This window comes from Micromonospora sp. NBC_01740, assembly GCF_035920365.1.
Lineage (GTDB): Bacteria > Actinomycetota > Actinomycetes > Mycobacteriales > Micromonosporaceae > Micromonospora > Micromonospora reichwaldensis.
This window is the reverse complement of sequence record NZ_CP109150.1, coordinates 133,876-152,387: the sequence shown is the minus strand read 5'-3', so window position 1 is coordinate 152,387 and position 18,512 is coordinate 133,876. Positions and strand designations below refer to the sequence as shown.

The 18,512-nt window shown below is 73.3% G+C and carries 22 protein-coding genes; 15 read left to right on the top strand and 7 right to left on the bottom strand.

The features are described 5' to 3' along the window. The first annotated feature begins 179 nt into the window (after positions 1-179). Positions 180-1,169 carry a sigma-70 family RNA polymerase sigma factor gene (locus OG989_RS00655; protein WP_192581293.1) on the top strand — a complete coding sequence of 330 codons (990 nt, stop codon included), beginning with the start codon at positions 180-182 and terminating at the stop codon, positions 1,167-1,169. Between the two features lie 69 nt (positions 1,170-1,238). Here OG989_RS00655 and OG989_RS00650 read toward each other — a convergent pair whose 3' ends face one another. After that, the gene (locus OG989_RS00650; RefSeq protein WP_151453284.1) at positions 1,239-2,213 is read right to left on the bottom strand and encodes a C40 family peptidase; all 975 of its coding nucleotides are present in this window, start codon (positions 2,211-2,213) and stop codon (positions 1,239-1,241) included. 496 nt (positions 2,214-2,709) lie between these two features. Between OG989_RS00650 and OG989_RS00645 the strand changes: the two genes are divergently transcribed. Then, positions 2,710-3,234, top strand: a complete 525-nt coding sequence (locus OG989_RS00645; protein WP_151453283.1) for a DUF6232 family protein — start codon at positions 2,710-2,712, stop codon at positions 3,232-3,234. Positions 3,235-3,240: 6 nt separating this feature from the next. Here OG989_RS00645 and OG989_RS00640 read toward each other — a convergent pair whose 3' ends face one another. Then, positions 3,241-3,570, bottom strand: coding sequence for a DUF3817 domain-containing protein (locus OG989_RS00640; protein WP_091628654.1), 330 nt, complete (start codon positions 3,568-3,570; stop codon positions 3,241-3,243). A gap of 26 nt (positions 3,571-3,596) precedes the next feature. Next, on the bottom strand, positions 3,597-4,034 hold the full coding sequence (locus OG989_RS00635) for a hypothetical protein (RefSeq protein WP_327029397.1): 438 nt from the start codon (positions 4,032-4,034) through the stop codon (positions 3,597-3,599). A 122-nt stretch (positions 4,035-4,156) separates the two neighbouring features. On the opposite strand from OG989_RS00635, the gene OG989_RS00630 reads away from it, so the two are divergent. The 3 genes from OG989_RS00630 to OG989_RS00620 are packed head-to-tail and all read left to right on the top strand — an operon-like array spanning position 4,157 to position 5,374. Then, positions 4,157-4,483 carry a DUF6158 family protein gene (locus OG989_RS00630; protein ID WP_132239489.1) on the top strand — a complete coding sequence of 109 codons (327 nt, stop codon included), beginning with the start codon at positions 4,157-4,159 and terminating at the stop codon, positions 4,481-4,483. Then, positions 4,483-4,803, top strand: a complete 321-nt coding sequence (locus tag OG989_RS00625; protein WP_132239403.1) for a hypothetical protein — start codon at positions 4,483-4,485, stop codon at positions 4,801-4,803. The genes OG989_RS00630 and OG989_RS00625 overlap by 1 nt, the downstream gene beginning before the upstream one ends. Positions 4,804-4,837: 34 nt before the next feature. After that, positions 4,838-5,374, top strand: coding sequence for a DUF1360 domain-containing protein (locus OG989_RS00620; RefSeq protein WP_327029396.1), 537 nt, complete (start codon positions 4,838-4,840; stop codon positions 5,372-5,374). A 56-nt stretch (positions 5,375-5,430) separates the two neighbouring features. Here OG989_RS00620 and OG989_RS00615 read toward each other — a convergent pair whose 3' ends face one another. The 3 genes from OG989_RS00615 to OG989_RS00605 all read right to left on the bottom strand — a co-directional run bounded on the left by OG989_RS00615 (position 5,431) and on the right by OG989_RS00605 (position 7,423). Further along, on the bottom strand, positions 5,431-5,640 hold the full coding sequence (locus OG989_RS00615) for a hypothetical protein (RefSeq protein ID WP_132239399.1): 210 nt from the start codon (positions 5,638-5,640) through the stop codon (positions 5,431-5,433). A 133-nt stretch (positions 5,641-5,773) separates the two neighbouring features. Beyond that, positions 5,774-6,022, bottom strand: coding sequence for a hypothetical protein (locus tag OG989_RS00610; protein ID WP_192581295.1), 249 nt, complete (start codon positions 6,020-6,022; stop codon positions 5,774-5,776). Between the two features lie 303 nt (positions 6,023-6,325). After that, entirely contained in the window at positions 6,326-7,423 is a 1,098-nt protein-coding gene (locus tag OG989_RS00605; protein ID WP_327031086.1) for a 3-deoxy-7-phosphoheptulonate synthase, read from the bottom strand. A 303-nt stretch (positions 7,424-7,726) separates the two neighbouring features. Between OG989_RS00605 and OG989_RS00600 the strand changes: the two genes are divergently transcribed. Then, positions 7,727-8,881, top strand: coding sequence for an alkaline phosphatase PhoX (locus OG989_RS00600; RefSeq protein ID WP_151456419.1), 1,155 nt, complete (start codon positions 7,727-7,729; stop codon positions 8,879-8,881). 84 nt (positions 8,882-8,965) lie between these two features. Further along, on the top strand, positions 8,966-9,181 hold the full coding sequence (locus OG989_RS00595; protein ID WP_327029395.1) for a hypothetical protein: 216 nt from the start codon (positions 8,966-8,968) through the stop codon (positions 9,179-9,181). On the opposite strand, the gene OG989_RS00590 is transcribed toward OG989_RS00595, so the two are convergent. Then, positions 9,148-9,888 carry a phosphodiesterase gene (locus OG989_RS00590; protein ID WP_327029394.1) on the bottom strand — a complete coding sequence of 247 codons (741 nt, stop codon included), beginning with the start codon at positions 9,886-9,888 and terminating at the stop codon, positions 9,148-9,150. The genes OG989_RS00595 and OG989_RS00590 overlap by 34 nt on opposite strands. Positions 9,889-9,976: 88 nt before the next feature. Here OG989_RS00590 and OG989_RS00585 point away from each other — a divergent pair, with 88 nt between their 5' ends. From OG989_RS00585 to OG989_RS00550, 8 genes are all read left to right on the top strand, one after another. Next, positions 9,977-11,269, top strand: a complete 1,293-nt coding sequence (locus OG989_RS00585) for a M16 family metallopeptidase (protein WP_151456418.1) — start codon at positions 9,977-9,979, stop codon at positions 11,267-11,269. Next, positions 11,269-12,615 carry a M16 family metallopeptidase gene (locus OG989_RS00580; protein ID WP_151456417.1) on the top strand — a complete coding sequence of 449 codons (1,347 nt, stop codon included), beginning with the start codon at positions 11,269-11,271 and terminating at the stop codon, positions 12,613-12,615. Before OG989_RS00585 ends, OG989_RS00580 begins: the two co-directional genes overlap by 1 nt. A 258-nt stretch (positions 12,616-12,873) precedes the next feature. Next, positions 12,874-13,899, top strand: coding sequence for an aspartate-semialdehyde dehydrogenase (locus tag OG989_RS00575; RefSeq protein WP_151456416.1), 1,026 nt, complete (start codon positions 12,874-12,876; stop codon positions 13,897-13,899). 136 nt (positions 13,900-14,035) lie between these two features. Continuing rightward, positions 14,036-14,476, top strand: a complete 441-nt coding sequence (locus tag OG989_RS00570; protein WP_151456415.1) for a PPOX class F420-dependent oxidoreductase — start codon at positions 14,036-14,038, stop codon at positions 14,474-14,476. A gap of 76 nt (positions 14,477-14,552) precedes the next feature. Then, complete coding sequence (locus OG989_RS00565; RefSeq protein WP_151456414.1) at positions 14,553-14,969, top strand: CBS domain-containing protein; 417 nt, start codon at positions 14,553-14,555, stop codon at positions 14,967-14,969. Between the two features lie 284 nt (positions 14,970-15,253). Further along, the gene (locus OG989_RS00560) at positions 15,254-15,820 is read left to right on the top strand and encodes a hypothetical protein (RefSeq protein ID WP_327029393.1); all 567 of its coding nucleotides are present in this window, start codon (positions 15,254-15,256) and stop codon (positions 15,818-15,820) included. 120 nt (positions 15,821-15,940) lie between these two features. Continuing rightward, positions 15,941-16,318: an SCP2 sterol-binding domain-containing protein gene (locus tag OG989_RS00555; RefSeq protein WP_327029392.1), complete on the top strand. Its 378-nt coding sequence runs from the start codon at positions 15,941-15,943 to the stop codon at positions 16,316-16,318. After that, on the top strand, positions 16,318-18,375 hold the full coding sequence (locus OG989_RS00550; RefSeq protein ID WP_327029391.1) for an amylo-alpha-1,6-glucosidase: 2,058 nt from the start codon (positions 16,318-16,320) through the stop codon (positions 18,373-18,375). The genes OG989_RS00555 and OG989_RS00550 overlap by 1 nt, the downstream gene beginning before the upstream one ends. Positions 18,376-18,512 lie beyond the last annotated feature (137 nt).

Sequence of the window (18,512 nt, the reverse complement as noted above, 5' to 3'; positions counted from 1 at the left end):
ATCGGAGAGCCGCCACCCGGGGTGCTGACAGCAAACATGGACCGCGCTCTCAGCGGATTATCAGGCATTCGTGACACTTTCGACTCACGACATGGAATCCCCGGCGCGTCTCAACTGTTGTGTAGGTGTCAGCACCGGTGGGCACAGCGGGTTACGGGGGAGGGCTGATGGACGTGGGGATGGCAAGGAACCGGGCAACCGGCGCGAGCGAGGGGACCGTGGGCAACGTGGACAAGAACATCGGCATGCGAACCGACGAGGTTGCCGAGGAGCGCGACCTGGTCGGCGTCTACCTTCACGAGATCTCCCGGACGCCACTGCTGGACGCCGCCAAGGAGGTCGACCTCTCCAAGGCCATCGAGGCCGGCCTCTACGCCGAGCACCTGCTCGGTGCGGACCGCGTCCCCGCCGGCGCCGACCGGGACGACCTGGAGCGGCTGGTCGCCGAGGGTGAGCGGGCCAAGGACCTGTTCATCCGGGCCAACCTGCGACTGGTCGTGTCGATCGCCCGCCGCTACGTGCGTTCGGGCATGCCCATGCTGGATCTGATCCAGGAGGGCAACACCGGCCTGGTGCGGGCGGTCGAGAAGTTCGACTACGTGCGCGGCTACAAGTTCTCCACCTACGCGACCTGGTGGATCCGCCAGGCGATCAGCCGGGCGATCGCCCAGCAGGAGCGCACCGTGCGACTGCCGGTGCACCTGGTCGAGGACGTCAACCGGATGCGCAACGTGGCCCGGCAGCTCACCCGTGAGCTGGGCAGCGACCCGGAGCCGGAGCAGATCGCGGCGTCCCTCGGGGTCACCGTGGAGCGGGTCAACGAGTTGGTCCGCTGGTCGCAGGACACCGTCTCGCTGGACACCCCGGTGGGCGACGACGGCGACACCAACCTCGGTGACCTGGTCGCCGACAGCGACGCGCCGTCGCCGGAGGAGATCGTCCTGACGGGGCTGGAGCGGCAGCGGATCGAGGGTCTGCTCAACCACCTCGACGACCGTTCGGCCGGCATCATGCGGGCCCGCTACGGGCTCGAGGACGGCCGGGAGCACTCCCTCACCGAGGTGGCCTCGCGGTTCTCGCTCTCCCGGGAGCGGATCCGGCAGCTGGAGATCCAGGCGCTCGGTCGGCTCCGCGAGCTGGCCCGGGCCGAGGGCCTACAGGCGGCCTGAGCAGGGTAGGAACAATGCGAACGGCCGGCGTCCGATAGGGGGACGCCGGCCGTTCGCATTGCCGGTGGGTCAGCGGACCCGACCGTAGCCCTGGATGGGCATCAGGTTCATGCCCCGTTTGAGCACGTTGCGCCCGGCGCTCGGCGCGTCGATCACCTGACCACCGCCGACGTAGAGGCCCACGTGTCCGAGCCCGCTGTAGAAGACGAGGTCGCCGGGGCGCAGTTCGCTGCGGCTGATGTGGGCCACCGCGCCCCACTGCATCCGGGTGTTGTGCGGCAGTGACTTGCCGGCCGCCCGCCAGGCCGCCGAGGTCAGGCCCGAGCAGTCGTAGCCGTTCGGCCCGTCGGCCCCCCAGACGTAGGGCTTGCCGAGCGCGCCGTACGCGTACCGCACCGCGACGCCGGCCTTGCCGGAGACCGTCGGCGCCTCCTTCGCGCTGTCGGACCGGGCGGCCGGCTTCTCGGTGGCCCGGCCGTACGCCTGCCGGCGCAGCTCGTAGAGCTCGGCCAGGTCGCCCTCGATCCGCTTCTTCGTGGCGGTCATCTCGCGGGCCTGCGCCGCCTGCCGGCCCAGCGTGACCTCCAGCCGGGTCTTCTCGTCGAGCAGCCGGCGCTGGTTGCCCGTGAAGTTCGAGATCTTCGCCTGCCGCTGCCGCGTGAGCTGGTCGAGCATGCTCAGCCGGTCGAGCAGGGTGTCGGCGCCGCCGGGACGCAGCAGCGCCTCCGCGGTGCTCAGGTTGTTGCCGGTCTTGTACGCGGTCACCGCCATCTCGCCGACGTCCGCCCGGCTCCGTTCGGTCTCCTGCTCCAGCGGACCGATGCGGCTCTGCACCCGCGCGACGGCGGCCTGGTTGGTCTTGATCTCCTCCCGGAGCTTGTTGTACGCCTCGACGACGTGCTCCAGCTGGGAGGAGGAATTCTCGATCCGCCGGGTCAGCTCGGCGGGGGACGGTTCGGCCCGGGCGGGTATCGCCGGGGCGAGCAGCGTGGCCGACACCACGGCGACCGCCAGGGCGCGCAGCGTGTTCCTGAGGGACGACAAGAGCGGAAGGCTCCTCTCCCATCGGCCGCCACGGGCTGCTGACGCCCCCGGCGGCACCGGGCCGGTGCCGTCCGGGTGGACGGCGTTCGACCGGGCCGACCGGGACAACCTATCCCGGGGCAGGAGTGATGCGCAGTTGAAGCAGGGTCGAATGTTGGCCGAGTGACGGAAATTGTGGATCACGACGGGTACGGCGCGTGATCGACTCCTCCGGCTCGCCGCGGCGGGCGACGGCTATTGTCGGCGATCGGGCGATCCGTGCCGTTCGTCGTTGTCGGCGTATGCCGTCGGAACGTGAGCCGTTATGACCGACAAGACCGACATGGCGGTCGGAACCGGCGGGCCACCCGACCGCAGCCCTCGGACGCGAGCCGAAATCGCCGTCCGGGCTGGCACGTGCGCCACACAATGAAGCGCGCAGCCGGGAATCCCGTCGACCGGCGATGCGAGACCGTCGACGGGAGCCGACCCGGCACCAGCCGCGGGAGGTAGAACCGTGAACCCTCAAGGCGCCACCCGACAGACGCGGTCATCGCGGACGACCGCGCAGAAGAACACCCTCCTCTACGCCCGACCCGGGATCATCGTGACGGTCGACCGCTTCACCGTCGGCCGCAACAGCTGGCAGGTCACCGAGCTGACCCACCTGCAGACCGGCCGCGGCCCGCACGACCGCGTCGCGGTACGGGCCGTCCTGGTCACCGGCGCCATGATCGGCGGCGTCGGCCTGCTGCTCGGCTTCACCGGCGGGCTGCAACGGCTCACCGCGGGGGCGTACCTCGTCCTGGGCCTGGTGTTCCTGCTGCCGGTGCTGGTCGCGCTGGTGGGGGACCGGTGGCGGCCGCCCGCGTACGAGCTGTGGGGCCGGCGCCGGGGCGACCGGGTGCTGCTGTTCAGCAGCGACGACGAGCGGCAGTTCGGCCAGGTCACCCGGGCCCTGCGCCGGGCCCGGGAGATGAACCGGTACGGCGGCTGGGAGGACCCGCTCGCCTCGGTCGACCCGTGGCGGCCCGCCCGGTGACCGGCGTCAGCCGGCGACCGGCTCCGGGGTGCGCTCGGACTGTTCCGCCGTCACCCAGGAGCTGACCCGGCGCTCCGCGTAGAAGGAGACGAACGGCACCGTGCCGGCCAGCATCACCAGGACCATCCGCTTCAGCGGCCAGCCGGCCCGGCGGGACAGGTCGAAGGCGGCCACCAGATAGAGCATGTAGAGGAAGCCGTGCGCCTGGCCCACGGTCTCCACCAGGATCGGGTCGTCGAAGCCGTACTTCATCGGCATGCCGATCACGACCAGCAGGATCAGCGCCACGCCGACGATCCAGGCGATGACTCGGTACCGGGTCAGGGCTGCGCCCACCGTCGTCCGTCCTTTCGCGTCCGGCCTCAGCCGGGGTAGTCACCGGGCTTGGCACCCGGGTTGTCGTTCAGCCATTGCAGGTAGTGGTTGTAGGCGACGAGGTCGCCGTCCTCGCCGCCGCCGGCAGCCGCGGACCCGCGGGCGACCCGCACGGGTCGGCGTACGACCGGGCGCGTCGCGGCGGCCTGCGGGGCGTCGGCCGGTCGCGTCCCGGCGGCGGTCGACGTTTCTCCCTGCGCGTCGGCCGGCGCCGCCGGCCCGCGCAGGGTGTGCCGGACCTCACGCCACCAGACGAAGACCACGAAGCCCGCGAAGATCGGCCACTCGACCGCGTAGCCCCAGCTGATCGCGTTGCCGGCGGCGGCCCGACTGACCTGCCACCAGCCCAGCGCCAGGAAACCGGTGACGAGCACGACCATGGCCACGTGGCGCGCGATCCACGCCGGGGTCCAGAGCCGTTTCATGGCATCGAGAGTACCGGGGGCCGCCGGGGTCTCCGACGCGGCGTCGTAGGTGCGGGTGGGGTTTGGTGCCTGCCGGTGTGGGCATCCGTCTAGACGCGAGCCCAAACCAGAGCAGGGGGTCGATCATGACGGGATCGGTACGGCAGGACGACTTCGGCAGCCCGGAGCAGCGGATGCCCGAGTGGGACGGCGACCATGTCCACGACAGAGCCTCCGGCGAGGCGGATCCGCCCGACGGCGAGCTGCTCGGCGTCGACCCCGCCGAGCTGGCCGACGAGGACCTGATCCGGGAGATGCACAGTCTGCACCGGACCCGCCTGGACACCCTGCGCCACGCGGCGGACTCCGCGCTCGCCAACCATCTGCGGCGCACCGCCGAGTTGGAGACCGAATACCTGGCCCGGCACCCCGGCCGCGAGGTCGACCCGAGCCGGCTGCGGGACGCCTGATGGCGTCCGCCGAGCGCGGGATGTCCGCGCCGCCGGAGGTCGTGTTCAACACCGCCACCGACCCCGCGCGGGCGTCGGCATGGCTGCCCGAGCCGCTGCGGGCCGACGGCAGCCCGGCGGACGAGGTCAGCGCCGAGGAACTGCGGGCCCGCTGGAGCGCCGCCGAGGACTGGTCGGCGGAGATCCTGGTGGAGCCCGCCCAGGCCGGTGGCGCCCGGATGCGGCTCGACCTCACCGGCGGGCCGGACGCCGAGCGGCTGGCCGACGAGGCGCTGGACAGTCTCGCCCGCGAGGTGGCCGACAACCTGCAGGCCGGCTGAGCCGGACCGCACCCGAGAGGATCGAGGAGACCGGGTGACCGCCCTGAAGGAGAAGGTGGCGCGGCTGCGCCAGGCGTACGCGCCGCACGAACACCGACCGCTGGGCGGGTACCTGGCGGCGATGGGAACCTACGCCGGGGTGACCGCCGGCATCGCCGGTCTGGTCAGGGCGACCGGCCGTCCGGTGCCCGAGCGTCCCGCCCCGGCCGACGTGGTGCTGCTGAGCATCGCCACCCACAAGCTGAGCCGGCTGCTGACGAAGGACGCGGTGACGAGCCCCCTGCGGGCGCCGTTCACCCGGTACGACAAGCCGATCGGCAGCGGCGAGGTGATGGAGCAGGTCCGTGACCAGGGCAGCTCCACCCGGCACGCGATCGGGGAGCTGCTGAGCTGCCCGTTCTGCCTCGCCGTCTGGGTCGCCACCGGGTTCACCGGCGGCCTGGTGCTCGCCCCCCGGCTCACCCGTCTGGTGGCGACCGCGCTGACCGCCGTGGCCGCCTCGGACTTCCTCCAGATGGCGTACGCGGTGGCCCAGCAGGCCGCCGAGGGCGGCGACCCCGACGAGGACTGACGACGTACGACGGAGGGGGCCGGCGCTCGGGCCGGCCCCCTTCGTCGTGGCTGTCCTCAGGTCGGGGTCGTGCCGTGGTCCTGGCCGGCCCAGCCGCGGGAGGCCTCCGGCTCGCGCTCGTCGGCGTCCGCCCCGGTGATGACGTCCCGGTCGACCGCGGTGCGGTCGTGCTCGTTGGCGAAGTCGGGCTCCGGCAGGGTGTCCCGGCCCTCGGGGGGCTGACCGAGTGCCGGCAGCTTCTCGTGCTCTTCCTCGTGGTGGGACATCTCGCTCTCCTCACTGCTCGTCGGCCTCCGGTGCGGAAGGCCGTCCGCCCCCGGGGGACGGGTGGGCGGCGGTCTCGCCCCACGACGGGTCGTCACGGCCCGCCGGGGCCGTGCCGGTCCCGGCCCCCTGGCGTCAGGTGACCGAACCGCCGAGCAGGTCGGCCACCTCGTCCACGGCGTACTCGCCCTCGGGCAGGGCGGCCATGCGGGTGAGGAGCTGCGCGGGAAGCTCGGCGGCGACGGCCCGGCGGTAGATGTCCGCCTGACTGATCCGCTCCTGGCCGTGGTAGAGATCCTCGAGGAGGTCGTCGAGGCGCCGGATGTCCGGCTCCTCGACCACGGGCGCGTCCGTCACGGGTGCGTCGTCGGTCACGACGGTCAGCTACCCGCGTCCGAACCGGTGAAACGTCGCCGGGCCGCGCGTGCAGTGGTCGCCGGGGCTGTGACGGCGGTCATGGCGCGGGTCGGAACACCGGCGGCGGGTCCCCGGTTGAGTCAGGTGTCGGTGTGTCCAGTGTCCCCGGGCCTCACCTAATTGCCTTCGCGGAATACCGTTCGGCTGGAGCCGCGTCGTGCCACTCGCCGAGAGGCGACCTGCACACCGACACCGGTGCCGCCCCCGAGCCCTCCCGGGCCCGGGGGCGGCACTGTCCGTCTCCACCTCCCCCTGCGTGCGGGGTGGGGGTCAGGCGGGTGCGGGGGCCGGGGTACGGCGGCGGGTGCGGACGGCGGCGGCCAGGTGGCTGAGGACCTCCTCGGTGGTGTCCCAGCCGATGCAGGCGTCGGTGACCGACTGGCCGTACGTCAGCTCGCGGGTCGGGTCGAGGTCCTGGCGGCCGGCGAGCAGGAAGCTCTCCAGCATGATCCCGACGATGCCGCGCTGGCCGGCGTCGAGCTGGGCGGCCACGTCGGCGGCCACCCGCGGCTGGTTGCGGTGGTCCTTGCCGCTGTTGGCGTGGCTCGCGTCGATCACCACGCGCTCGGGCAGGCCCGCCGCCCGCAGCAGCTCCAGGGCGCCGGCCACCGACTCCGCGTCGTAGTTCGGCCGCCCGCCGCCGCCGCGCAGCACCAGGTGCCCGTCCGCGTTGCCCCGGGTGTGCAGGATCGCCGGCGTGCCGGAGACGTCGATGCCGGGGAAGACGTGCGGTACGCCGGCGGCGCGGATGGCGTCCACGGCGGTGCCGATGCTGCCGTCCGGGCGGTTCTTCATGCCGATCGGCATCGACAGGCCGGAGGCGAGCTGCCGGTGCACCTGGCTCTCCACCGTCCGCGCGCCGATCGCGCCCCACGCCACCGTGTCGGCGATGTACTGCGGGGTGATCGGGTCGAGGAACTCGCAGCCGACGGGGAGCCCCAGGCGCAGCACGTCGAGCAGGAGCGCCCGGGCGGTACGCAGGCCGGTGTTGACGTCGCCGGAACCGTCCAGCCCGGGGTCGTTGATCAGGCCCTTCCAGCCCACCGTCGAGCGCGGCTTCTCGAAGTAGACCCGCATCACCACCAGCAGGTCGTCGGCCACCCGGGCGGCGGCGTCGCGGAGCAGGTGGGCGTACTCCAGGGCGGCGGCCGGGTCGTGCACCGAGCACGGGCCCACCACCACCAGCAGGCGGTCGTCGGCGCCGTCCAGCACCCGGCCGACCGCGCGTCGCCCGGCCAGCACGGCCGAGGCGAGCGTGTCGTCGAGGGGCAGGTCGTGGTGCAGCAGGGCCGGGGTGGTCAGCGGCACGACACGGTCGATCCGCTGATCGCTGACCCGAACGGTCTCCGGGGTGGTCACGGTGGGAATCCTTCCGCCGACCGTGCCCCGGGGCCGGTGCCCAGGTCGAGCCGGCTGCTCGTACGCAAAAGGGCAGGAACGAGAGCTCCTGCCCGGCCGGCTCGAATGTGGTGACGTCAGATCATGGTGAAGTCACCGGCGTGCGAGCCGGCTGCCTAAACCATCGATACGAACGCGTCACGCGGCCCAGCGTACCCGGTTGTGCGGGAAGGTCCACCCGGTCGTCGGGAAAGACTCGCTTCGTGTTCACCTCCATCGATGCGTGCGACGGTAGCTTCATCGACACCGACCGCTGTTTTCCGGAGGTTCCCGATGGACCGTCGTACCGTCCTGCGCGCCACCGTCGTCGGCGGCGCCGCCGCCTTCTCCGGCAGTCTCTGGGCCGGCGCCGCCCATGCCGCCCCTGCTCAGCCGGGTGCCAGCCCCTACGGGCCGCTCGGCGCGGCCGACGCCAACGGCATCCAACTGCCCGCCGGCTTCACCAGCCGGGTCGTCGCCCGCTCCCGCCAGGCGGTGCCCGGCACGTCGTACACCTGGCACGACGCGCCCGACGGCGGCGCCTGCTTCGTCGCCGGCACCGGCTGGATCTACGTCTCGAACTCCGAGATCCTGAGCACCGGTGGGGCATCCGCGGTGCGCTTCGCCGCCGACGGCAGCGTCGTCTCGGCGTACCGCATCCTGTCGAACACCAACCGCAACTGCGCGGGCGGCGCGACCGGGTGGGGGACCTGGCTCTCCGGCGAGGAGGTCAACCGCGGGTACGTCTACGAGACGTACCCGCAGGGCGGCCGGGCCGGGGTCCGGCGGGCCGCGATGGGCCGGTTCAACCACGAGGCCGCCGCCTGCGACCCGGACCGCCGGGTCGTCTACCTCACCGAGGACGAGACCAACGGCTGCTTCTACCGGTTCCGGCCGACCACCTGGGGCGACCTCTCCGCCGGCACCCTGGAGGTGCTGGTCGCCGGCACGGGCACCAGCGGCCCGGTGAGCTGGGCGCGGGTGCCCGACCCGGACGGCTCGCCCACGCTCACCCGCGACCAGGTCGCCGGGGCGAAGCGGTTCAACGGCGGCGAGGGCTGCTGGTACGCCGACGGCACCTGCTGGTTCACCACCAAGGGCGACAACCGGGTCTGGGCCTACGACGCGGTCGACCAGCGCATCGACCTGGCGTACGACGACTCGCTGGTCTCCGGGACGGCGCCGCTGACCGGGGTGGACAACATCACCGGGGCCCGCTCGGGCGACCTCTACGTCGCCGAGGACGGCGGCAACATGGAGATCAACGTGATCACCCCGGCGGGGGTGGTCGCCCCGTTCCTGCGGATCACCGGCCAGTCCTCGTCGGAGATCTGCGGGCCGGCGTTCTCGCCCGACGGCAGCCGGTTCTACTTCTCGTCGCAGCGCGGCACGTCCGGCTCCTCCTCGGGTGGCGTCACCTACGAGGTACGCGGACCGTTCCGCTCCTGAGCGGCCCGCCGCCGGGGCCGGTCGCGATCATCCGGGCGCGATCATGCGGCGTGCCGGAGGCGGCGGCGGGGTATGTGGGCGGTCATGAGTCACGAGCAGAGCGACCAGGAACGAGTGGAGTCCCGCGCACACCTGCTGCCCGAGGAGACGGCGGCCGGCAGCGACGACCCCCACGCGCAGGCGGAGGCCATCCTCGCCGAGTCCGACCTCCGGGAGGAGGACCGCAACGCCGCCCCCGACACCGTGCTGGAGCGGCGTACCTCCGATCAGACGGTGACCCCCATCGAGCCCCCCGACTGAGCCACGGCCCCCCGGGCCCGTCGCGAGCCGCGGTAGCTGTGCTCCCGCAGCCAGGCGATCGGGCCGACCGCCCGCAGCCCCGGCGGCAGGTTGCCGATCGGGTCGAAGGCCAGCGCCGCGTCCTCCCGGGCGCCGAGCTGGGCACCGAGGCTGACCTGCCCGAACGGACGCCACGGCCCGACGGCGGACGCGACCGCGAGCACCAGGCGCGGCGCGTCCGCCCGGGCCGCGGCGGCCACCTCGGCCAGGCTGCGGCCCAGGCCGGGCGACTCCGGGTCGGCCAGCGCGGCCAGGAAGAGCCGCCGCCGGCCCGCGCGAAACGGCATGATCGTGCTGTACGTCCCCGCGAAGCGCCGCCGGGGCAGCGGCAAATTCCGCAGCAGCGGCGCGGCCCCGCTGGAGCTGACCAGCAGGTCGAACGGCCGCTCACCGTCGCGGTGCAGCCGCACGGCCAGCCCCAGCACGTCCGGCCAGTCGCCCGGCGTGGGCACGCCCTTGGAGAGCCGGACGGTCGCCCGGAAGCGGCCCGGGCCGTCCAGCAGCGGCACCCCGGTCGGCGGTCCCGACGTACCCCAGACGACGACCTCGCCCGCGAACGAGCGGCCCGCGGGATGCAGCAGGCGGGCCCGGCGCAGCCGGGCCAGGGCGGCGGTCGCGCGGTCGACCGCGACGGCGGCCCGGTCGGTCACGGTGGCGGCAGGCGGCATGCCTCCCCGGTACCCGGCGGCCGGCGGTCGATGCCTCGCCGCGTGCGGCGCGTCCCCTCCCGCGCACCTGATCGGATAGCGTCGTGCCATGCCCGACAGCGGTTACCCCTGGCCCATCGAGACCACCCGCCTGGACAACGGCCTGCGCGTGGTGGTGAGTGAGGACCGCACCGCTCCGGCGGTCGCCGTGAACCTCTGGTACGACGTCGGCTCCCGGCACGAGCCCGAGGGGCAGACCGGCTTCGCGCACCTCTTCGAGCACCTGATGTTCGAGGGCTCGGTCAACGTGGCGAAGACCGAGCACATGAAGCTGGTGCAGGGTGCGGGCGGCTCGCTCAACGCCACCACCAACCCGGACCGCACCAACTACTTCGAGACCGTCCCCGCCGAGCACCTGGAACTGGCGCTGTGGCTCGAGGCGGACCGGATGGGCGGCCTGGTCCCCGCGCTGACCCAGGAGACGCTGGACAACCAGCGGGACGTGGTCAAGAACGAGCGGCGCCAGCGCTACGACAACGTGCCCTACGGCGACGCCTGGCTGCGGCTGCTGCCGCTGCTCTACCCGCCCGGGCACCCCTACCACCACGCCACGATCGGGTCGATGGCCGACCTGAACGCCGCCGACCTGGCCACCTTCCAGGCGTTCCACCGGACGTACTACGCGCCGAACAACGCCGTGCTCACCGTCGTGGGCGACGCCTCGGCCGCCGAGGTGTTCGCGCTGGCCGACAAGTACTTCGGCGCCCTCCCGCCGCGCGCGGAGATCCCGCCGGCCCCGGACGGCCGGACCGTCCCGGCCACCGGCCGACCCGCCGTGGAGACGGTCACCGCCGAGGTGCCGGCGCCGCGCGTCTACATCGCGCACCGCACCCACCCCTTCGGCAGCCCCGGCTACGACGTGCTGACGGTGCTCGCCACCGTGCTGGGCAGCGGCCGGGGCAGCCGCCTCTACCAGCGCCTCGCCGACGGCGAGCGGATCGCCCAGCCCGACATGGTCGGGGCGTACGGGGTGGACCTGGCGCACGCACCCGCGCCGCTGATCGCCACCGCCACGGCCCGCCCCGGGGTGAGCGCCGAACGGCTGGGCGCCGGGCTGGCCGAGGTGGTCGACGAACTGGCCACCGTCCCGGTCACCACCACCGAACTGGACCGGGCCAAGTCCCTGCTGAGCACCTCGTGGTGGCGGCAGATGTCCACGGTGGACGGCCGGGCGGACACGCTCGGGCGCTACGCCACCCAGTTCGGCGACCCGGCGAAGGCCGCGGAGCGGCTGCCGGCCTGGCTCGCGGTGACCGCCGAGCAGATCGCCGAGGCCGCCGCCGAGGTGCTCGCCGCCGACGACCGGGTCACCCTGACCTACCTGCCCGAGGAGAAGCCCTGATGACGCTGATCGCCGACCGTCCCGGGCCCGGCGCCGCCCGCCCGTACCGGTTCCCGCAGGTGGTCCGCCGCACGGTGGCGGGTGGTCAGGTGGTCGCCGCGCACCTGCCCGGGCAGAACCTGGCGGTGGCGCTGCTGCTGCTCGACGCGGGCGCCGGCCGCGAACCCACCGGCAAGGAAGGGCTCGGCGCGGTGCTCGCCAAGGCCCTGGAGGAGGGGACCGCGCAGCGCGACGCGACGGCGTACGCGCTGGCGATCGAAGGGCTCGGCACCGAGCTGGTGATCGGGCTGGACTGGGACTCCTTTCAGGTCAGCGTGCAGGTGCCGGTGGAGCGGCTGAACGCCGCCGTGGAGCTGCTCGCCGAGGCGGTGCGCACCCCGAAGCTGGACCCGGACGACGTCCGGCGGGTCCGCGACGACGAGGCGACCGCGCTGCGGATGGACTGGGCCAACCCCGGCCCGCGGGCCGACGCGGCGCTGCGCGCGGACCTGTTCGGCGCCGGCAACCGCTGGGGCCGTCCCCTCTACGGCGACCCGGAGTCGGTGGCGGCGCTGGACGTCGAGGACGTCACGGTCTTCCACTCCGAGTGGTTCATCCGCCCCGGCACGCTGGTCGTCGCCGGGGACCTGGACCGGCTGGACCTGGACGCGCTCGGCGCGGCGGCGTTCGCGGGCACCGGCGGCGGGCCGGTCGACCGGGGCGGCCCGATCGAGGTGCCGACCCGGCCCGGCCGGCGGATCATCCTGGTGGACCGGCCCGGCTCGGTGCAGTCCACGCTGCGGCTGGGCCACCCGTCGCCGCACCGCTCCCACCCCGACCACGTGCCGATGACGCTCGCCGGCACGGTGCTCGGCGGGGCGTTCACCTCCCGGCTCAACCACCTGATCCGCGAGGTGCGCGGCTACACGTACGGCATCCGGGGCGACTTCGCCTCGTCCCGCCGGTTCGGCCGGTTCGGGGTCAGCTCCGGGGTGCAGACGGCGGTCACCGCGCCGGCCGTCGTCGAGTCGGTCGGCGAGATCACCCGTACCCGGGAGACCGGGGTGACCGAGGAGGAGTTGGCGGTCGCGCGCTCCTGGCGGGCCGGGCAGCTCTCCGTCGAGTTGCAGAGCCCCCGGTCGATCGCCTCCGCGCTGACCACCCTGGTCGTGCACGACCTGCCCGACGACTACCACGCCCGGTTGCGCGAGTCGCTGCTCGCCGCCGACGTGGCGGAGGTCTCCGCGGCGGCCGCCACGCACCTGCGCCCGGAGGACCTCACCATCGTGGTGGAGGGCGACGCCGCGGTGATCCGCGACGAACTCGTCGCCACCGGCCTGGGCGAGCTGGTCGACCACGCCTCCTGAGCGGCCTGGGGCGGTGTGACATGGGTCGCGCCGCCCCCGGCCGGCGCGGGTGGCCCGGCCGGGGCGGCCGGCGTGGATGCTCCGGCGGGCCGCCCCGCCGGCTGACGATCCTCCCGTCCCACCGGCCCCTCCGGCGAGGTCGTTGCGTCCCGGCGCGGCCCGGGGTGACCACGGCCACCGCCGGGCGGGAGCGCCGCCCGCCCCGGTGGGTGGGAAAGCGTTCCCGGTCGGGTCGCCGGGCTGGGTAGCCTCGCGGGCATGAGGATCGGCATTGTGGGGGCCACCGGCCAGGTCGGTGGCGTGATGCGGCAGGTGCTGGCGGAGCGGGAGTTCCCGGCGGAGCAGGTGCGGTTGTTCGCCTCGGCGCGGTCGGCCGGGCGCACCCTGCCCTGGCGGGACGGCGAGGTGACCGTGGAGGACGCGGCCACCGCCGACTATTCCGGGCTCGACATCGTGCTCTTCTCCGCCGGCAAGGGCAGCGCGAAGGAACTCGCGCCCCGGGTCGCCGCCGCCGGCGCCGTCGTCATCGACAACTCCTCGGCGTTCCGCATGGACCCGGAGGTGCCGCTGGTCGTCGCCGAGGTCAACCCGCACGCCGCCGCCGTACGCCCCAAGGGGATCATCGCCAACCCGAACTGCACGACGATGGCCGCGATGCCCGTGCTGCGCCCGCTGCACGCCGAGGCGGAACTGGTCAGCCTGGTCGTCTCGACGTACCAGGCGGTCTCCGGCGCCGGCCTGGCCGGCGTCGCCGAACTCGACGAGCAGGTCCGCAAGGTCGCCGAGCACGCCGCCGGCCTCGCCTTCGACGGCGCGGCCGTGGAGTTCCCGGCCCCCCGCTCGTTCGCCCGGCCGATCGCGTTCAACGTGCTCCCGCTCGCCGGCTCGATCGTCGACGACGGCAGCTTCGAGACCGACGAGGAGCAGAAGCTGCGCAACGAGAGCCGCCGCATCCTGGAGATCCCCGGGCTGCGCGTCTCCGGCACCTGCGTACGGGTGCCCGTCTTCACCGGCCACTCGCTCCAGATCAACGCCCGCTTCGCCCGCCCGATCAGCCCGCAGCGGGCCCGCGAGCTGCTCGACGGCGCTCCCGGCGTGGCGCTCGCCGACGTGCCGACCCCGTTGCAGGCGGCCGGCCAGGACCCGACCTTCGTCGGGCGGATCCGCGCCGACGAGACCGTCGAGCACGGCCTCGCCCTGTTCTGCTCCAACGACAACCTGCGCAAGGGCGCCGCGCTCAACGCGGTGCAGCTCGCCGAGCTGGTCGCCGCCGAGCGCCGCTGACCGACGCGCCTTCCCCGGGCCTCCGCCAGCTGTGGCGGGGGCCCGTCGCGTCGGCGTACGGCGGGCACACGGGCGCGGGCGGGGCGTCCGCCGTGGTTCGATGGGAACGCCGTGACCGGTCGAAGCGGAGGTTGCCGTGGCGGACGACGAGACCCAGCGGGCGTTGACGGAGCTGATCGCCGGCCACCGGCTGGGGGTGCTGGCCACGCTCAAGCGGGACGGGCGCCCGCAGCTCTCCACCGTCATCTACGCCTTCGACAGCGGTGCGGCCCTGATCCGCGTCTCGGTGACCGACGGCCGGGCCAAGACCGCCAACCTGCGCCGGGACCCGCGCGCCTCGTTCCACGTCGCCAGCGACGACGGCTGGGCGTACGCGGTCGCGGAGGGGCGCGCCGAGCTGACGCCGGTGGCCGCCGACCCGCAGGACGCGACCGTGACGGAGCTGGTCGACCTCTACCGGGCGATCCAGGGCGAGCATCCGGACTGGGCCGACTACCGGCGGGCGATGGTCGCCGAGGGGCGCCTCGTGCTCCGGCTGCACGTCGAGCGCCTCTACGGCCTCCCGCCGCGCGCCTGACCCGGGCCGGGGTCGCTCGCGTTACCCCGTGCGGTCGGCGGGTAGACGGCGGTGCCGACACCGAGAGGGGAGCACCATGACAACGGTCGGAGAGTTCATGACGACCCGGTTGGTGACGATGGACGGCAACGACACGCTGATCGCCGCGGCGCAGGAGATGCGCGACAGCGCCATCGGCGACGTGGTGGTGACCGACGGCGACGACGTCATCGGCATCGTGACGGACCGGGACATCACGGTCCGGGGCGTGGCCGAGAACATGGACCCGAACTCGACCCCGCTCAACCAGATCACCAGCAAGGACGTGATCACGGTCAGCCAGTACGACGACGCGGTCGCCGCCGCCGACCTGATGCGGACCTACGCCGTACGCCGGTTGCCGGTCATCGACGACGGGCGGCTGGTCGGCCTGGTCTCGATGGGTGACCTCGCCGTGGAGCGGGAACCGCAGTCGGTGCTCGCCGACATCAGCGCCGACGAACCGAACAACTGACCGTACGCGTCGACGCGCCGGCTCCCCGAGATGGGGGCCGGCGCGCCGGTCCTCGGCTGGACCGCCGGATCTATGATCCCGGCGTGTCCGCAGAGCCCCCCGCACCAGGCCGGATCGCGCCGACCGGCTGGCGCCCCGACGTCCGACCCACCCTGCCGCCGACCGGGCCCGTTCCGCCGACCGGGCCCGTTCCGCCGACCGGGCCCGTTCCGCCGACCGGGCCCGTTCCGCCGACCGGGCCCGTGCCGGTCGCGGGAGCGTGGTCGGCCGGTAGGTCGACGGCGATGACGGTGCTGTTGGTCCTGTTCGGCCTGGCCGTGGTCGCGGTGAACACCGCCATCGCGTACGTGGCGGTCGGCGCGACGGTCGTCCCGATCATCACCGGGCTGCTCCTCTGCCTGGTGTTCGTGCTCGCCGTGCGTCTGCTGCACCGGGCCGCGTGGCTGGCGTTCCTCGCCATGGGTCCGGCCCTGTTCGTCCTCGTGGGCTCGGTGCAGCTCGCACCCGAGGCGGTGCTGGAGGCGCGCGGCGTCCGCCAGGAGGTGACGATCGTCGACGTGTCGGTCGTCGGCAAGCGGCATGCCTTCACGCTCCAGGGCGCCGACGGGCGCCTCGACGAGCCGCTGGTCCACCAGGGCAGCAACCCCAGCTACCAGGTCGGCGACAGGCTCGCCGTGCTCACCGATCCCGACGGGGTGGTCGAACTCGAGGCCGCCGACCGGGTCGACTCCGGCGGCATGGTCGCGGCACTGCTCCTCGGCGGTGCCGGCTGGACCTTCATCGCACTGCTCGCCGGGTGGCGCGGCCACGTCCGCCGCCGGAACGACCGCCACGACACCCTCCTGATCTAGCCCGTACGCGCAGGGCCACCCCCGCCGGGCGGGCGACTCACCCGGTCCGGGCGAGGTTGGCCCGGCACCGGACGGGGACCCCGTGCAGGGACATTGCCCGACGGGGGAGGAGAAGACCCGATGGTGGACGCGACGACGAGGTTCTTCGAGGACCTCGACCGGCGGGGGTACGACCCCCTGCTGGCGAAGTCCTCCGGGACCCTGCGCCTGGACCTGCACGAGGGGGCGCACACGACGCACTGGCTGCTGCGGATCGACCGCGGGCGGCTCCAGGTCAGCCAGGAGGACCAGGATGCCGACACGGTGGTCGGGACCAGCCCCGAGCTCTTCGAGGAGATCGCCGCCGGCCGCGAGCACGGGGTGGCCGCGCTGCTGCGAGGGGACATGACGGTGAGCGGGGACCTGCGGCTGGTGGTGCAGATGGAGCGGCTCTTCCCCAGCCATCCGGACACCCGTGGACCACGTCGGCATTTCAGGTCCCGTCAGGAGGTGCGGTGATGGCGCAGAACACGATCCGGATCCTGGACGGCAGCACCTTCGTGGTGTCAGAGGACACCGGGGACATCGAGGCGACGCCGAGCGAGCCGACCGGGTTCTTCTCGCTGGACACCCGCTTCCTGTCGACGTGGGTGCTGACGGTCAACGGGGACCGACTCACCCCCCTGTCGTACGACGACCTGCAGTACTACGAGGCCCGCTTCTTCCTGGTGCCGGGGATGGCCACCCACTACATCGACGCGAAGCTGTCGATCGTCCGGGAGCGGGCGGTGGGGGGCAGTTTCCGGGAGACGCTCACCATCCTCAACCACGACGAGAAGCCGATCGACCTGGAGATCAGGATGGAGGCGGCGTCCGACTTCGCCGACCTGTTCCAGGTCAAGGACGAGATCCTCAACAAGAAGGGCGAGATCTACACGGAGGTCGAGTCCGACCGGCTGCGCCTGGGCTACCGGCGGGGCAACTTCATCCGGGAGACGCTGATCTCCGCGTCCCCGGCTCCACGCTACGACCGCAAGGGCTTCGCCTACTCGATCCACCTCCAGCCCAACGAGCAGTGGAAATCCGAGATCGACGTCAAGACGATGGCGGTCTCCCCGGGCGGGCGGGACCTGCGGATGGGGCTGCGGGCGCACACCACCGAGCGGCTCGCCCTCCAGCACGACCTCGAGGAGTGGATCGCCAGGGCCCCCAAGGTCAACAGTCAGCACGACCGGGTCGCCTCGACGTACCGCCGCAGCCTGATCGACCTGGCCGCGCTGCGCTTCTCGCCGCTCTCCCTCGGCGGGGCGTCGTTGCCGGCCGCCGGCCTGCCCTGGTTCATGACCATGTTCGGGCGGGACAGCATCCTCACCTGCCTGCAGACGCTGCCGTTCACGCCGGAGCTGTCGAAGACCACGCTGCGGATCCTGGCCTCGCTCCAGGGCACCCGGTTCGACGACTTCCGGGACGAGGACCCGGGCCGGATCCTGCACGAGATGCGGTACGGCGAGACCGCCGCCTTCGAGGAACAGCCGCACTCGCCGTACTACGGGTCGGTGGACGCGACCCCGCTGTTCCTGGTGCTGCTCGACGAGTACGAGAAGTGGAGCGGGGACGTCGAGCTGGTCAGGGAGCTGGAGCGGGAGTGCCGGGCCGCGCTGGAGTGGATCGACGACTACGCCGACCTGGTCGGCAGCGGCTACATCTGGTACGAGCGGCGCAACACCGACACCGGCCTGGAGAACCAGTGCTGGAAGGACTCCTGGGACTCCATCTCCTACCGGGACGGCACGCTGCCGCCGTTCCCCCGGGCCACCTGCGAGGTGCAGGGGTACGCGTACGACGCGAAGCTGCGGGCCGCCCGCCTGGCGCGCGAGTTCTGGGGTGACCCGGACTTCGCCGACCGGTTGGAGCGGGAGGCGGCGGCGCTCAAGGAGCGGTTCAACCGGGACTTCTGGGTGGCGGACGGCGAGTACTACGCCCTCGCCCTGGACCCGGACGGGCGCCAGTGCGACGTGCTCAGCTCCAACATCGGTCACCTGCTGTGGAGCGGCATCGTCGACGACGACCGGGCCGAGAAGATCGCCGAGCACCTGGTCGGGCCCCGGCTCTTCACCGGCTGGGGGGTGCGGACGCTGGCCGAGGGCGAGGTCCGCTACAACCCGATCGGCTACCACAACGGCACGATCTGGCCGTTCGACAACTCCTTCATCGCCTGGGGCCTGCGCCGGTACGGCTTCGCCGAGGAGGCGGCGGTCATCGCCAACGGCATCCTCGACGCGGCCACCTACTTCCAGGGCCGGCTGCCGGAGGCGTTCGGGGGCTATCCCCGCGAGCTGACCAAGTTCCCGGTGGAGTACCCGACGGCGTGCAGCCCGCAGGCCTGGTCGACCGGCACGCCACTGCTGCTGCTGCGGACGATGCTCGGCCTGGAGCCGCACGAGGGGCACCTCGCGGTGGAGCCCCGGCTGCCGATCGGGATGGGGCGGATCGAGGTGCTGGACATCCCGGGCCGGTGGGGCCGCGTCGACGCGTTCGCCCGGGGCCGCCTCGACATGCACCGGCTCACCGACTAGCGCGGGCCCGGCTCCCGCGGGAGGCCGGCGGCGACCGGGCGGACCGGGCGCCGCCGGCCTCCCGCGACCGGGGGCCGGCCCGCACAGGCGGGCAGGAGCGGGCTGGGCGCGGCGGCCCGGCGGGTCGGCATGGGGTT

What these genes read in the sequence shown, in the direction of transcription:
- OG989_RS00655 (WP_192581293.1), top strand. Translation starts at nt 180, where the DNA reads ATGGCAAGGAACCGGGCAACCGGCGCGAGCGAGGGGACCGTGGGCAAC.
- OG989_RS00635 (WP_327029397.1), bottom strand. Translation starts at nt 4,034, where the DNA reads ATGAAACGGCTCTGGACCCCGGCGTGGATCGCGCGCCACGTGGCCATG.
- OG989_RS00625 (WP_132239403.1), top strand. Translation starts at nt 4,483, where the DNA reads ATGGCGTCCGCCGAGCGCGGGATGTCCGCGCCGCCGGAGGTCGTGTTC.
- OG989_RS00615 (WP_132239399.1), bottom strand. Translation starts at nt 5,640, where the DNA reads ATGTCCCACCACGAGGAAGAGCACGAGAAGCTGCCGGCACTCGGTCAG.
- OG989_RS00600 (WP_151456419.1), top strand. Translation starts at nt 7,727, where the DNA reads ATGGACCGTCGTACCGTCCTGCGCGCCACCGTCGTCGGCGGCGCCGCC.
- OG989_RS00595 (WP_327029395.1), top strand. Translation starts at nt 8,966, where the DNA reads ATGAGTCACGAGCAGAGCGACCAGGAACGAGTGGAGTCCCGCGCACAC.
- OG989_RS00590 (WP_327029394.1), bottom strand. Translation starts at nt 9,888, where the DNA reads ATGCCGCCTGCCGCCACCGTGACCGACCGGGCCGCCGTCGCGGTCGAC.
- OG989_RS00585 (WP_151456418.1), top strand. Translation starts at nt 9,977, where the DNA reads ATGCCCGACAGCGGTTACCCCTGGCCCATCGAGACCACCCGCCTGGAC.
- OG989_RS00580 (WP_151456417.1), top strand. Translation starts at nt 11,269, where the DNA reads ATGACGCTGATCGCCGACCGTCCCGGGCCCGGCGCCGCCCGCCCGTAC.
- OG989_RS00575 (WP_151456416.1), top strand. Translation starts at nt 12,874, where the DNA reads ATGAGGATCGGCATTGTGGGGGCCACCGGCCAGGTCGGTGGCGTGATG.
- OG989_RS00565 (WP_151456414.1), top strand. Translation starts at nt 14,553, where the DNA reads ATGACAACGGTCGGAGAGTTCATGACGACCCGGTTGGTGACGATGGAC.
- OG989_RS00560 (WP_327029393.1), top strand. Translation starts at nt 15,254, where the DNA reads ATGACGGTGCTGTTGGTCCTGTTCGGCCTGGCCGTGGTCGCGGTGAAC.
- OG989_RS00555 (WP_327029392.1), top strand. Translation starts at nt 15,941, where the DNA reads ATGGTGGACGCGACGACGAGGTTCTTCGAGGACCTCGACCGGCGGGGG.
- OG989_RS00550 (WP_327029391.1), top strand. Translation starts at nt 16,318, where the DNA reads ATGGCGCAGAACACGATCCGGATCCTGGACGGCAGCACCTTCGTGGTG.